The 12,845-nt window shown below is 53.7% G+C and carries 15 protein-coding genes; 5 read left to right on the forward strand and 10 right to left on the reverse strand.

The window, feature by feature from the left end:
* The first annotated feature begins 94 nt into the window (after nt 1–94).
* From ytaF to E1H13_RS08110, 4 genes are all read left to right on the forward strand, one after another.
* The gene (ytaF, locus tag E1H13_RS08095) at nt 95–757 is read left to right on the forward strand and encodes a sporulation membrane protein YtaF (RefSeq protein ID WP_169612903.1); all 663 of its coding nucleotides are present in this window, start codon (nt 95–97) and stop codon (nt 755–757) included.
* An 80-nt stretch (nt 758–837) separates the two neighbouring features.
* Entirely contained in the window at nt 838–1,545 is a 708-nt protein-coding gene (gene rpiA, locus E1H13_RS08100; protein ID WP_169612904.1) for a ribose-5-phosphate isomerase RpiA, read from the forward strand.
* Nucleotides 1,546–1,760: 215 nt separating this feature from the next.
* Nucleotides 1,761–2,015: a DUF3027 domain-containing protein gene (locus E1H13_RS08105; protein ID WP_169612905.1), complete on the forward strand. Its 255-nt coding sequence runs from the start codon at nt 1,761–1,763 to the stop codon at nt 2,013–2,015.
* Between the two features lie 250 nt (nt 2,016–2,265).
* The gene (locus E1H13_RS08110; RefSeq protein WP_169612906.1) at nt 2,266–2,838 is read left to right on the forward strand and encodes a transposase; all 573 of its coding nucleotides are present in this window, start codon (nt 2,266–2,268) and stop codon (nt 2,836–2,838) included.
* A gap of 68 nt (nt 2,839–2,906) precedes the next feature.
* On the opposite strand, the gene E1H13_RS08115 is transcribed toward E1H13_RS08110, so the two are convergent.
* From E1H13_RS08115 to E1H13_RS08150, 8 genes are all read right to left on the reverse strand, one after another.
* Complete coding sequence (locus tag E1H13_RS08115) at nt 2,907–3,371, reverse strand: hypothetical protein (protein ID WP_169612907.1); 465 nt, start codon at nt 3,369–3,371, stop codon at nt 2,907–2,909.
* A gap of 149 nt (nt 3,372–3,520) precedes the next feature.
* Nucleotides 3,521–4,324: a hypothetical protein gene (locus E1H13_RS08120; RefSeq protein WP_169612908.1), complete on the reverse strand. Its 804-nt coding sequence runs from the start codon at nt 4,322–4,324 to the stop codon at nt 3,521–3,523.
* A gap of 243 nt (nt 4,325–4,567) precedes the next feature.
* Nucleotides 4,568–4,774: a type II toxin-antitoxin system HicB family antitoxin gene (locus E1H13_RS08125; protein WP_169612909.1), complete on the reverse strand. Its 207-nt coding sequence runs from the start codon at nt 4,772–4,774 to the stop codon at nt 4,568–4,570.
* Complete coding sequence (locus E1H13_RS08130) at nt 4,774–4,986, reverse strand: type II toxin-antitoxin system HicA family toxin (protein ID WP_169612910.1); 213 nt, start codon at nt 4,984–4,986, stop codon at nt 4,774–4,776. Before E1H13_RS08130 ends, E1H13_RS08125 begins: the two co-directional genes overlap by 1 nt.
* 56 nt (nt 4,987–5,042) lie before the next feature.
* On the reverse strand, nt 5,043–5,255 hold the full coding sequence (locus E1H13_RS08135; RefSeq protein WP_169612911.1) for a DUF2283 domain-containing protein: 213 nt from the start codon (nt 5,253–5,255) through the stop codon (nt 5,043–5,045).
* A gap of 23 nt (nt 5,256–5,278) precedes the next feature.
* A complete protein-coding gene (locus E1H13_RS08140; protein ID WP_206070220.1) occupies nt 5,279–5,557 on the reverse strand; it encodes a BrnA antitoxin family protein in 279 nt (92 codons plus the stop codon).
* Nucleotides 5,520–5,813 (reverse strand): BrnT family toxin, encoded by a 294-nt coding sequence (locus E1H13_RS08145; RefSeq protein WP_169612913.1) that lies wholly within the window; start codon nt 5,811–5,813, stop codon nt 5,520–5,522. The genes E1H13_RS08140 and E1H13_RS08145 overlap by 38 nt, the downstream gene beginning before the upstream one ends.
* 3 nt (nt 5,814–5,816) lie before the next feature.
* Nucleotides 5,817–7,301 (reverse strand): glutamate synthase subunit beta, encoded by a 1,485-nt coding sequence (locus E1H13_RS08150; RefSeq protein ID WP_169612914.1) that lies wholly within the window; start codon nt 7,299–7,301, stop codon nt 5,817–5,819.
* A 243-nt stretch (nt 7,302–7,544) separates the two neighbouring features.
* On the opposite strand from E1H13_RS08150, the gene E1H13_RS08155 reads away from it, so the two are divergent.
* Nucleotides 7,545–7,778, forward strand: coding sequence for a hypothetical protein (locus E1H13_RS08155; RefSeq protein ID WP_169612915.1), 234 nt, complete (start codon nt 7,545–7,547; stop codon nt 7,776–7,778).
* Nucleotides 7,779–7,823: 45 nt separating this feature from the next.
* Here the strand turns inward: E1H13_RS08155 and E1H13_RS08160 are convergent, their stop codons facing one another.
* Together E1H13_RS08160 and gltB are read right to left on the reverse strand one after the other, a co-directional pair.
* Nucleotides 7,824–8,051: a hypothetical protein gene (locus E1H13_RS08160; RefSeq protein WP_169612916.1), complete on the reverse strand. Its 228-nt coding sequence runs from the start codon at nt 8,049–8,051 to the stop codon at nt 7,824–7,826.
* Between the two features lie 72 nt (nt 8,052–8,123).
* Complete coding sequence (gene gltB, locus E1H13_RS08165) at nt 8,124–12,749, reverse strand: glutamate synthase large subunit (RefSeq protein WP_169612917.1); 4,626 nt, start codon at nt 12,747–12,749, stop codon at nt 8,124–8,126.
* Nucleotides 12,750–12,845 lie beyond the last annotated feature (96 nt).

The following is a 12,845-nucleotide window of genomic DNA, read 5'->3' on the forward strand; positions in this document are numbered from 1 at the left end:
CTGGCGTTTGCGATTGGGGAATCAGTTTGATTCGGTTTGTATTCACTACTATCCATATCGATTAATTGTGAGGTAGGGCACCTTAGCCCAAATTGTGAACTTCTTTTCGTTATTACCCCTGGCGGTTGCCGTTAGCTTAGACAGCTTTGGCGTTGGCGTGGCTTACGGCGTGCGACGCATTCACGTCCCCTTTTGGTCACTGGCCATGATCACCCTCTGCACAGCCCTGACCTTGCTGTTGTCAGTGTTTACAGGGGAAGTGATTGTTACCCTGATTTCCCCAGAGGCCCCTGAAGCCCTGGGGGGAGGCTTGTTAGTGGGGATTGGCTTGCTGGCGGTGCTGAACCAAATTAAGTCTCAAATGCCCCCCCGGGAAAAGCCCTATGCCCCTGATTTGTCCCCTCAGGCTGACCAGGGGTCCCCCGATCACTCAGACTTCAACCCGTTGAAGATCATTCCTCGCATTTTAGCCAGCCCCGATGCGGCTGATTTCGATCAGTCCCATACTATTTCTCTACATGAGGCCTTTTTTCTGGGGCTAGCGGTTTCCCTCGACTCCTTTGTGGCTGGTATTGGCATTCGCCTACTGGGCTATTCCCCCTGGCTGATTATTCTGACGATGGCGTTAATGAGCAGTGCCTTTATCTACGTGGGGATTCGCCTGGGCATGATGATTGCTGGGCATCGCTGGTTTCGTCAGCTGCCCTACTTCCCAGGCACTCTGTTGATTGTGATCGGCCTGCATCGGCTGTTTTAATGGCGAATCTTCCTATGCAGCCGCCCCGCTTTAGGTCATGCTAGATACCGAAACGCAGTGACTTATGGAGGATTGCAACCATGGCAGAAATGGATCCTGTCAAACTTATGAAGCAAGAGGTGGGGCGTCAAGCGGCGGCACGGGTACAGTCAAACACCGTCGTTGGCTTGGGCACCGGGTCCACCACCGCCTTTGCCATCCAGTTCATTGGCGAGCGCCTGGCCAAAGGGGAAATTAGCAACATTAAAGGCATACCCACCTCGTTTCAAGCGTCGGTATTGGCTAAGCAGTACAACATTCCCCTCACCACCCTGGATGAAGCTGACGACATCGCCCTGGCGATTGATGGGGCCGACGAAGTTGACCCTCAGATGAACCTGATTAAAGGGGGCGGCGCAGCCCACACCCGGGAGAAAATCGTCGACTCCCTGGCGAAAGAGTTTATTGTAGTGGTGGATAGCTCCAAGCTGGTGGATAAACTAGGCACTACCTTTGCCCTGCCGGTGGAAGTGATGCCTCTGGCGGTGACCCCAGTCACCAAAGCCCTGGAAGCGCTGGGGGGTACACCTGACCTGCGCATGGGGATCAAGAAAGACGGCCCAGTAATTACCGATCAGGGCAACATGATTTTGGACGTGAAGTTCGATGCTATTGATGATCCGGCTGGCCTTGAAAAGACGATTAACAACATCCCCGGTGTCTTAGACAACGGGCTATTTGTGGGGGCGGCCACCGAAGTGCTGATTGGCGAGGTAAAAGACGGCCAGGCCACCGTGCGTAAGCTCTAAACAGCGAATCAATCGGCCCAAGCTTCCAGGGAGCTTGGGCCGATTGACTACAGGGTTTTTTATTGTTGAAAAGGACTATTGCCTGTGTGGACTTTGGCCCCCCAAACCCCCAAACTTAGGGGCTCAGCCATCGCGTTCGAGCCGCCGAGCCCAGAGTGTTACCAGGCTGGCGATCCTAGAATAGGGCTGTCTTTGTCATATAACAGCAGCGAACTATGTCTGACCTGCATCAGTGCCTTCTGAAGATGATTCAACGGCTGCCCAGCGACTTTGAGCCCTATGGCCGTCGTAGTCGCGATGATGACTGGGGTCCCGATTGTTCTTGTGGCTGCAAGTATTTCTTGCCGTTGGGGGGTCAACTGGGCATGGATTGGGGCGTGTGTGCTAACTCTGCCAGCCCCAGAGCAGGTTTGCTGACCTTTGAACATCAGGGATGTAAAGCCTTTGAAGCCGATGAGTCTGAGGATTAAACAGTTCTGTAGGGTGGGCTCTGCCCACCATCATCCAGGGAACCCTTAAAGAGAAATCAGTTCCGTAGCTCGGTAGGGTGGACTCTGCCCACCATCCACGGGAAACCTAGAAACAAATCAGACCTATCTATAACCAGGTATGCCCACCTATCGACGCATCTTTACCCCTGGGTGAGCAGTTCTGTAGGGTGGGCTTTGCCCACCATTAATCAGGAAAATTTAAAAAGACATCAGACCCATCTTTCTAGGCATGCCCACCTATCGACGCATCTTCACCCCTGGGGGAGCAGTCTTTCTGACCCTGGTAACGTTCAAGCGTCAACCCATTTTCGCGGAACCCAACCATGTGCAGCTGTTACGGAAGGCTGTTTCTACCATGAAAGCTGAGATGCCTTTTGACGTTACAGCAGCAGTGATTTTGCCCGATCACATACATTTTGTTTGGAATTTGCCCCAGGAAGATGGCAATTATTCCAGACGAGTAGGGCGATTGAAGATTCTTTTTACGCAATTTCTTCGAGGCAAAAATTCGCTGCCGCAAGATGTTGGCCCATCGCGCCAAAAGCACCGCGAGAGTGATGTTTGGAAACGACGGTTTTGGGAATACACCCTTAGAGATGAGGAAGATTGGGCGCAACACCTAAATTACTTGCACTACAACCCGGTAAAGCATGGCCTAGCACGTTGCCCTCATCAGTGGGAGTATTCAAGCTTTCGGCGGTTTGTGGGCGAGGGATTTTATGGAATGGATTGGGGATGCCAATGTGGCGGCAAAGCGATAGAGATGAATAGGTTTGAGCAAGATTTAGAGGTTGGGGCATAACTTTGAGAGCAGTTTCATAGAATGGTGGGCAGAGCCCTACGGCTGAGGCTGAAAAAATATTTTTTATATTATATCTTATCCTTCATGAAATCTTCCCAGTATTGAATACAAGCACGAAGTTCATTGACAAAAAAATAGATTTTATCAGGAGTTTTTATTATAAGATGCGACTCAAGAGGCATAGTCATGCCAACAAATCCGTGTTGCAAGCTGGTATGGTTAATCATTTTTCCGTCTGAATTAAAATGCTTAGAGCCATTAGCTATCTCAGAAACGATAAGAAATGATGGACATTCTTTATAAAGATAATTCTTGAATTCGTTGCATTTCTTGATTCCAAGATTCACTTTTATCTCACAAGAGCTCTGTGCCCACATCCACTCATGGAAGTGCCAAACAAAAACAGCGCAGATTATCGCGCTCTTGCTCGAAAGAATATTTTTCTTGAAGTCTTCAAATGATTGAAGAACCAATTGATTAAAGTAGTGCTCCGCCGTGCGAATTTCAAAACTCTTATAGGCTTCTTTGCTCATGATTCTGGATTTAAGTGAACGATTCAAGTTTCAATTAATTGCGTCAAGATCTGAAGGACATCTGATTTTACACCCGTTCTAAAAAGCCTTTCCAAACATCTTATTAAGCTTTTTGTGGCTTTGAAGAGTTACATCGAAGCTTTTAAACGCTAAGCATTTTCATCAACTTTACCTGAAAAGAAGCCATCTTTTTTGAACAAGCCTGTTACCAACTCCATAGTTCTGCAAGGAGGAACGATCAGCTCAGAATCGCCAGGATACAACTGCTCAGAAATTGAAATTTGCTGAAGAACAATATTGTAAAAGATATAGATATGAGTCTCATATAGACACCTTGCTACTCCCGCATGGAAGATGGGTTGAAATGCTACTCCACGGAAACTGTTTTTGTCTATTGAACTGAAAAGATCAAGATATCCAATTTTTGCTATGTGAGCTATATCATTCATGTCACCGTATTGTTTACGTAGATCTGTCGAAAGATGTTTAACCTTGGGAGTGCTACCATCTTTCTCTTGTCCTTTTTCTATTTCAGCAATTCGAGCTAATATTTCTAGTTCTTGCTTTACTAAAGCACTGGCTTTAATGTATTGCCCTTCAGATATAGCTTTTTCTGTGTATGTTTCTCCTTGATAAAAAATGGCTACTTGCTGTAAAATTTGCCCTATTTTTTGGTTTGTAATCCCAGGAATACCTTTCCTCTCAATCATCAAATATGAAAGCGCAGAGATCAGCATCATTCGAGCCTCTCTCAGATCTTTCCCATAAGAATTATGAGATTTTTTCCTGATCTCTTGAGCTTGCAAGTCCCATGCTGAGCAAATCTTTTCTCCACCTGATATCGCAATTTCTTTCAGTATATTTGGATCCCAATCACCTACGATCACCTGCTTCTGCTTCTGATTTTGCCTTCGCACCTTAAATTTCTTTCCCCCGAATCCTCTCGATTTCATGCCTGCTAACTCACATTTAAGGCTTTTTCACCAACATCGCTCATCTAATCGTCGCTAATTTCTGCCAATTGTTTGCCTCTGCTAGCAAGTTAATGGCGGTACCAAAGCTACACCCTAGACTTCCTACTTTAGAATTAAGCTAAGTCGCTTTCGCAAGCTTCGTCCGTAACCCAACTACCGTTAACCCAGCAACTTTCTGGGTTGCTTTGTCATAGCGAAGCACAACCCCATCGCTAATGCTTATCAAGCAACAGCAGCTTTGGGTTTAGGCAGGGGAAGTCCATCTTCCTCTAGCAGAAGCTGTAAGACCTCCTGGCCATTGCGAGCAGCTTCTTCATAACTGTTGCCATGGGTACGATAGATCTGTTCAGGAAAATCGGGCAGATGCACTAGGAAGCAATCATCTTCCTCTGACCAGACAATTACCATCTCATAACGAAGGGTGCTCATTATCTCTCATCCCCTTGCTGCATCACTACTCTAATCGCTTCGGCTACTTCCCTTTCCTGGTAGGGTTTAGCATCATTCCCATCCTTGCCAGATAAAGTGACTCGACCCATATATTGGGGGTGCAACCACTTGGTATGGCTCCCCTTGCCTGATTTTTCATAGAAGCCAGCTTTTTTAAGCATAGCTTTCAGCTCTCGAATTTTCTTCGGCAACTTCAGTCCCCATGGTTACTCAAGTCCAGAATCTCCTTGCTGCAAGCGATGCGGTGCTAAGTAGCCTTCGCCAACTTGGCCCACAAGCCAACCACCGTTAGCCCAACGACTTCCTGGATTGCTGCATCATAGCGAAGTACAACCCCATCGCCAATATCAACTCCAACGGCTGGACAAGGTTTACCAAGCGATAGATACAAGACATCCGCATTGTCATCGTAGTCCCAGTTGGCCTGGTTAGATGCTTGTAAAATTTTCAGCGTGTCCATGGATCAACCGGTTTTGGCTGTGCTTAGGTTGGTCTATGCAGCAAAGCAGCCTGCTTTTGGGATTCGGCATAGATTTTGAGAGCTGCTGCCATATGTTGTTCTGCGCCTTCTCCTTGAGCTTGAAACCAGTTCAAGGTTTCGGCATCAATGGGAACAGTGACTTGAGAAACCGCTGATTGAGGCATGCGTAGCTTTGCTTTTGCAAAAAAAGCGTCATCCAGCGGTGGAATGTCTGACGTGTCAATGTCGTCATCGGTCATGGCGTCAATTCTGGCCCAGTCGGTCTTGGATGTATTGTTCATAGCGCTTTCGTTCATGCGAGAGTGCCTTTCTTAGAGAAATGACGCGAATCGTATTTGCCGCTGGCTCGGTGAATATGACCACGACCACGCGGCCATCCAACAAACCAATGCCTACCCTTCGGTCTTCACCATAATCATCGCGCTCATCTAGATCAATCAACAACGGCAAGTCAAAGATTCGATACGTGTCTGCGAAATCGAAGCCGTGCTTGCCGATGTTGGTTGCATTCTTTCGATCATTCCACTCAAACTGCATGGGCTAGGGTAGCTCAGTGGTGCCCATTAGGTAGCGATCGCACTCCCGAGCCGCCCCCCGGCCCTCGTTGATCGCCCACACCACCAGACTCTGACCCCGACGACAATCCCCGGCGGCAAACACCCCGGGAATCGAGGTGGTGTACTGCTCATGCTCGGCCTTGACGTTGCTGCGGCCATCGGTCTCAAGCCCCAGGGCGTCGATCAAGGGCTGCTCTGGCCCCAGAAACCCCATGGCCAGTAGAACCAGCTGGGCCGGAATCACCTTCTCCGTACCGGGCACATTCTGCGGCACAAACCGCCCGTTCTCATCTTTGCCCCACTGAATCTGCACCGTGTGGATGGCCTTAACGTTCCCCTGCTCATCCCCCTCAAATTGAGTGGCGGTGGTCAGGTAAGCCCGGGGGTCATCGCCAAACATGGCGGCGGCTTCTTCCTGGCCATAGTCCATTTTGTAGACCTTGGGCCACTCGGGCCAGGGATTAGCCGCAGAGCGGTTTTCCGGCGGCTGGGGCATGATTTCCAACTGGGTGACACTGTTGCAGCCGTGGCGAATGGAGGTGCCGACGCAGTCCGTGCCGGTGTCGCCGCCGCCGATGATCACCACATCTTTGCCCGCCGCCGAGATGTAGTCATTGCCGGGGTAGCCATCCAGCAGCGCCTGGGTGTTGGCGGTCAGAAATTCCATGGCAAAGTGGATGCCCTTCAGCTCGCGCCCAGCGATTGGCAGGTCCCGGGGACGGGTGGAGCCGGTACAGAGCACCACCGAATCAAACTCCTTGAGCAGGTTTTCCGCCGAGATATCTTTGCCCACTTCGGTATTGCAGACAAAAGTGACGCCCTCGGCTTCCAGCACGTCGAGGCGACGCTGCACCACCTGCTGCTTATCCAGCTTCATATTGGGGATGCCATACATCAGCAGACCACCCGGGCGATCGGCCCGTTCGTACACGGTGACCCAGTGGCCCGCCGAGTTGAGCTGGGCGGCGGCGGACAGCCCAGCGGGGCCAGAGCCGATCACGGCGACTTTCTTACCGGTGCGCTGTTTCGGCGGGTTGGGGGTAATCCAGCCCGACTCCCAGCCCTTTTCAGCGATGGAATACTCGATGTTTTTAATCGTCACCGGTGGGCTGGTGATGCCCAGTACACAGGAGCCCTCGCAGGGGGCCGGGCAAACCCGCCCCGTGAATTCTGGGAAGTTGTTGGTCTTATGTAATCGCTCCAGGGCTTCTTGCCACAGACCTCGATAGACCAGGTCGTTCCACTCGGGGATTAGGTTGTTGATCGGGCAGCCACTGGCCATGCCGCTGATGGTGATGCCGGTGTGGCAAAAGGGGGTGCCGCAGTCCATGCAGCGGGCGCCCTGGGTGCGCAGGTTGTCCTCCGGCATGGGTAGGTGGAACTCGTCCCAGTTGCGAATGCGATCGGCGGGAGCGACTTCTTGGGCCACTTCCCGCAGGTATTCCATAAAGCCAGTCGGTTTTCCCATGGTGATTGTCCTGAATGTGATTGATTTTGCTATTGGTAAAAAATTGGCTTGCCGTAGGTTGGGTGAAGCGCCAGCGAAACCCAACATTGTAGAAACTTGGCGTTGGGTTCCACGACCTTCCACCCAACCTACAATATATTCAATGTAGTTATCCCTCCCGCCCAATCATAAAAATCATCACCTTATACGAACCTGAAGTCGAAAAATGGAACCGCAATTTTACAAAAAGGAGGTCGGTTAATAATGAAAACTGAATGGCAAGAGATCCTAGTTGAGAAGCAGGTTACTTATACCTTGAACTTAAATGGTCAAATCATCCTGATCAAAAATGTGCCTGCTCGTGTTAATGAAGAAATTGGAAAACAGTTTTTCTCCCCATTGACGGTAGAGCGCTTGCAGCAAACAATTCTAGAGGGAGCAAAGCCCGATCATTTTGTTCAGGTTCCTGTCTATAACTACTCAGACAGTGCAGCATAATTCGAGGCATGATTTAGTAAGATATTAGTGTCTAGAACAAAACGGTTACTCGTCATTCAGAATGGATTCTAGGATTTCAGGTGTTAGCCCTTCAGATTGAGCATAGTTACTCATCGAATCCATGATCTCTTCTAGCGATCGCTTGGGCCGAGTCAAGTCCCCCAGTTGTAAGCTCAACAGAGCTTCGATTTTGCGCCTTTCCTCATCAGATGCAGCTTCAAATCGTTCGGCGGCTTCTGCGCTAACTCGAATCTGAATGGTCTTTGTTTCCATAGATGTGCAGGACTAAGTGGGATTATCATTGAGTTTACGGTGATGGTGGGCAATGCCCACCCTACGGTTAATCTAACTCCCCCCAATGCGGGCGACGTCGCGGGCGTTTTCTTCGAAGGCGGCGGTGAGAGCATCGTCGCCAGTCAGCCCATCGGCCAGGGCTTTTTGGATGTGTTGCAGCACCCGCTTGTAATCCCGGGGCATCACCTTCACAAACTTGGGCACGGTGTTCTCCCAGTCTTCTAGCACCGTCAACCCGCGTTTGCTCTGGGTGTAGTCCACGTGGCGCTGAATCAGCGCTTGCAGGTCGCGGATTTCCTCCGGTTCCTCCAGGCGCTCCAGGTCTACCATTTCGCGGTTACAGCGGCTGGGGAAGTCACCGGCTTCATCGAGCACGTAGGCGACGCCGCCGCTCATGCCCGCCGCAAAGTTACGCCCCGTTAACCCCAACACAACCGCCTTGCCGCCGGTCATGTATTCGCAGGCGTGGTCGCCAACCCCTTCTACCACAGCGGTGACACCGGAGTTGCGGACACAGAAGCGTTCCCCGGCTAGGCCGCGAATGTAGGCTTCGCCGCTGGTGGCGCCATAGAAGGCCACATTGCCGATGATGATGTTCTCAGCGGGGACAAAGGTGGATTGTTTCGGCGGGTAGAGGATCAGCTTGCCGCCACTCAGGCCCTTGCCCAGGTAGTCGTTGGCTTCCCCTTCCAGTTCCAGGGTGACCCCCTTGGGGACAAAGGCGCCAAAGCTCTGTCCGGCGCTGCCCTGGAAGTGCAGGTGTACGGTGTCGTCGGGTAGACCTTCCCAGTAGCGCTTGGTGATTTCGTTGCCCAGAATGGTACCCACTACCCGATTGATATTTTGGATCGGCAAGGTGGCGCTGACCTTTTCCCCCCGTTCAATGGCAGGGGCGCACAGCTCCAGCAGGGTGGTCATATCCAGGGATTCCTCCAGACCGTGGTCCTGGGCCATCTGGCAGTAGCGTCCTACCTCGGGGCCAACCTGGGGCTGGTGCAGGATGGGGGAGAGGTCGAGCCCCTTGGCCTTCCAGTGGTCGATGGCGGCCTTGGGCTCTAGCACATCGGTACGACCCACCATTTCATCCAGGGTGCGGAAGCCCAGCTGGGCCATCAGTTCCCGCATTTCCTGGGCAATGAACCGCATGAAGTTGACCACATGGTCGGGATCCCCCATGAAGTGCTTCCGCAGGGAGGGGTCTTGGGTGGCGACCCCCACCGGGCAGGTGTTCAGGTGGCAGACCCGCATCATAATGCAGCCCATGGAGACCAGGGGTGCGGTGGAAAAGCCGAATTCTTCGGCCCCCAGCAGGGCACCAATCACCACGTCGCGGCCGGTCTTCATTTGGCCATCGGTTTCCACCACTACCCGGCTACGCAGGTTGTTCATCACCAAGGTTTGGTGGGTTTCCGCCAGACCCAGCTCCCAGGGCAGACCGGCGTGCTTGATCGAGGTTTGGGGCGAGGCCCCGGTGCCCCCATCGAACCCGGCGATCAAAATCACATCAGCATGGGCCTTGGCCACCCCGGCGGCGATGGTGCCCACCCCCACCTCGGACACCAGCTTGACGTTGACGCGGGCGTCGCGGTTGGCGTTTTTCAGGTCATGGATCAGCTCCGCCAGGTCTTCGATGGAGTAGATGTCGTGGTGGGGCGGCGGCGAAATTAGGCCGACCCCAGGGGTAGAGTGGCGCACCTTGGCAATCCAGGGATAGACCTTGCGGCCGGGTAGTTGGCCCCCTTCGCCGGGCTTGGCCCCCTGGGCCATTTTGATTTGCAGTTCTTTGGCCTGGGAAAGGTAGAGGCTGGTGACGCCGAAGCGGCCGGAGGCCACCTGCTTGATGGCGCTGTTTTTAGAGTCGCCTTTCTCGTTGGTCCAGGTGTAGCGTTCGGGGTCTTCGCCCCCTTCCCCGGTATTGGACTTACCGCCGATGCGATTCATGGCGATCGCCAGTGCCTCGTGGGCCTCCTTCGAAATTGACCCATAGCTCATGGCTCCGGTTTTAAACCGGCGGGTAATCGCCTCAATCGGCTCCACCTCGTCCAGGGGAACAGGGGTGCGGGGCTTAAACTGCAACAGATCCCGCAGGCGAAACAGCTGCTGCTCTTGCTGGTTCACCAGGTTGGCGTACTGTTTGTAGGCCTCGTAGTCGCCCGTGCGCACCGCCTTTTGCAGGGAGTGAATCACCTCGGGGCTGAGTAGGTGGGCTTCCCCTTCCTTACGCCACTGATAGTCACCGCCCACATCCAGGGTGACGGGGCCGCTGGGGCGATCGGGGAAGGCATGGCGATGGCGCTTCAGGGCCTCTGCAGCCAACACATCAAGGCCAACCCCCTGAATGCGGGAGGCGGTCCAGGTGAAGTATTGATCGATCACCGCCTGGTTCAGGCCCAGGGCTTCGAAGATCTGGGCGCCCCGGTAGCTTTGGATGGTGGAAATGCCAATCTTGGAGGCAATTTTGATCACCCCCTTGGTGACCGCCTTGATAAAGTTCTGGCAGGCTTTCTCCAGATCCATGGGCGGCAGAAGTTGATCCTCAATCATGCCCTCGATGGTGTCGAACACCAGGTAGGGGTTGATGGCGCCACAGCCGTAACCGATCAGGGTAGCGAAGTGGTGCACTTCCCGGGGTTCGCCCGATTCAAGCACTAGGCCTACCCGGGTGCGGGTGCCATTGCGAATCAGGTGGTGGTGCAGGCCACCGACGGCGAGTAGGGCCGGGATAGGGGCATGGTCGGGGTCGATGGTGCGATCGCTGAGGACGATCAGGTTTTTCCCCTGGGCAATGGCCTGATCCGCTGCTTCACAAATTCCGTCTAGGGCCGTTTTCAGTCCTGCCTCCCCCTGGGCGGCCTCAAACACCATGGGCAGGGTCACCGAAGAGAACCCCTGGGAACCGGCCTGCGTCAGCTTTGCTAATTCGCCGTTGGTGATGATCGGCGTTTCCAGGCTAATCAGCCGACAGCTCTCTGGCTGTGGCTTGAGCAAGTTGCGCTCGCTGCCGATGGTGGTGGTGGCCGAGGTGATGATTGACTCACGAATAGAGTCGATGGGTGGGTTGGTGACCTGGGCAAACAACTGGTGGAAGTAGTCATACAGCAGCCGGGGCTTGTTGGATAGCACCGGCAGGGGAGTATCGGTGCCCATGGCCCCGATCGCCTCGACGCCATTCTCAGCCATGGGCTTTAGTAGCAGGCGTAGCTCCTCGAAGCTGTAGCCGAAGGCAGTCTGGAGGATGGAAAGTGAGGTGGTGGGGTGGTGGGGTGGTGGGGTGGTGCCGCTCTCCCCATCTCCCCATCTCCCCATCTCCCCACTCTCCAAATCAGTCAACTTCACCAGGTGCCGATCCAACCATTCCCGGTAGGGTTGCTCGGTGGCGATTTGCTGCTTGATCTCCTCATCGGCGACGATGCGGCCTTCCTCCATATTCACCAGGAACATGCGGCCCGGCTCTAGGCGGCCTTTGTAGGCCACGTTTTCGGGAGGGATGGGCAGGACTCCGGCTTCGGAGGCCATGATTACCAGGTCGTCTTTGGTCACTGTGTAGCGGGAGGGCCGCAGACCATTGCGGTCTAGGACCGCCCCCATCATGGTGCCATCGGTAAAGGCGATCGCAGCTGGCCCATCCCAGGGTTCCATCAGACAGGCGTGGTACTCGTAGAAGGCCTTTTTCTCGGGGCTCATGGACTCGTGGGCTGTCCAGGGCTCAGGCACCATCATCATCACCGCATGGGGCAGGGAGCGGCCCGCCAGGGTCATCAGCTCTAGGGTGTTGTCGAAAATGCCAGAGTCGCTGCCGTCTTTATTAATCAACGGCTTGGCCCGCTGTAGGCTCTCCCCGAACAGCTCCGACTCAAACATCGACTGACGGGCGTACATCCAGTTGATGTTGCCCCGTAGGGTGTTGATTTCGCCATTGTGGGCCACATAGCGGTAGGGGTGCGATCGCTCCCAGCTAGGGAAGGTATTGGTACTAAAGCGAGAGTGCACCAGGGCCAGGGCGCTTGCCATATCCGGGTCGGCCAGATCGGGGAAATACAGCCCCACCTGCTCCGGGGTGAGCATGCCCTTGTAGACCAGGGTGCGGCAGGAAAGACTGGTGGCATACCAGTAGGGATCGACCCCAGTAGGGCGAATGGCAGAGTGCGATCGCTTGCGAATTACGTACAGCTGGCGCTCAAAGGCCTGATCATCAGCAACATCCCTAGACCGCTGGATAAACACCTGCTCCATAAACGGTTCGCTGGCCTGAGCCGTTGCCCCCAACGAGGCATTATCCGTGGGCACATCCCGCCAGCCCAGCACCTGCTGTCCCTCTTCTACCACAATCCGTTCAAATACCCGGCGACTCTTGGCCCGCTCTACTGGGTCAGGGGAGGCAAAGAAAAACCCCACCCCATAGTGCTCTGGGGCTGGCAGGGTAATACCCTCGGCGGCGGCCACCTTAGCCATGAATCGATGGGGCATTTGCAGCAAGATGCCTGCCCCGTCGCCCGTATTGGCTTCAGCCCCCACTGCCCCCCGGTGGGAGAGATTCAGCAGAATGGTTAACCCCTGCTCCACAATGCTGTGGGACTGGGCGCCTTTCATGTGAACAATGAAGCCAACGCCACAGGCATCATGCTCAAACTGTGGATCGTAGAGACCTTGGGGTTGGGGTAAGTGGGTTTGGGTCATGAATTCACCGGGCATTGATTTTTGAATTTTGAATGATGATGACGGAACGTAGACAGGCAGGCAAGGTAGCCAGAGACAGGACCTGATCGTGCCTAA

Origin of the sequence: Nodosilinea sp. P-1105 (assembly GCF_012911975.1) — a bacterium.
In the GTDB taxonomy this organism is placed as follows: domain Bacteria; phylum Cyanobacteriota; class Cyanobacteriia; order Phormidesmidales; family Phormidesmidaceae; genus Nodosilinea.

Coding starts and splice junctions, on each gene's coding strand:
- rpiA (WP_169612904.1), top strand. CDS start 838: ATGGCAGAAATGGATCCTGTCAAACTTATGAAGCAAGAGGTGGGGCGT.
- E1H13_RS08145 (WP_169612913.1), bottom strand. CDS start 5,813: ATGCAGTTTGAGTGGAATGATCGAAAGAATGCAACCAACATCGGCAAG.
- E1H13_RS08115 (WP_169612907.1), bottom strand. CDS start 3,371: ATGAGCAAAGAAGCCTATAAGAGTTTTGAAATTCGCACGGCGGAGCAC.
- E1H13_RS08150 (WP_169612914.1), bottom strand. CDS start 7,301: ATGGGAAAACCGACTGGCTTTATGGAATACCTGCGGGAAGTGGCCCAA.
- E1H13_RS08160 (WP_169612916.1), bottom strand. CDS start 8,051: ATGGAAACAAAGACCATTCAGATTCGAGTTAGCGCAGAAGCCGCCGAA.
- E1H13_RS08110 (WP_169612906.1), top strand. CDS start 2,266: ATGCCCACCTATCGACGCATCTTCACCCCTGGGGGAGCAGTCTTTCTG.
- E1H13_RS08140 (WP_206070220.1), bottom strand. CDS start 5,557: ATGAACAATACATCCAAGACCGACTGGGCCAGAATTGACGCCATGACC.
- E1H13_RS08135 (WP_169612911.1), bottom strand. CDS start 5,255: ATGGACACGCTGAAAATTTTACAAGCATCTAACCAGGCCAACTGGGAC.
- E1H13_RS08105 (WP_169612905.1), top strand. CDS start 1,761: ATGTCTGACCTGCATCAGTGCCTTCTGAAGATGATTCAACGGCTGCCC.
- E1H13_RS08155 (WP_169612915.1), top strand. CDS start 7,545: ATGAAAACTGAATGGCAAGAGATCCTAGTTGAGAAGCAGGTTACTTAT.
- gltB (WP_169612917.1), bottom strand. CDS start 12,749: ATGACCCAAACCCACTTACCCCAACCCCAAGGTCTCTACGATCCACAG.
- E1H13_RS08120 (WP_169612908.1), bottom strand. CDS start 4,324: ATGAAATCGAGAGGATTCGGGGGAAAGAAATTTAAGGTGCGAAGGCAA.
- E1H13_RS08125 (WP_169612909.1), bottom strand. CDS start 4,774: ATGAGCACCCTTCGTTATGAGATGGTAATTGTCTGGTCAGAGGAAGAT.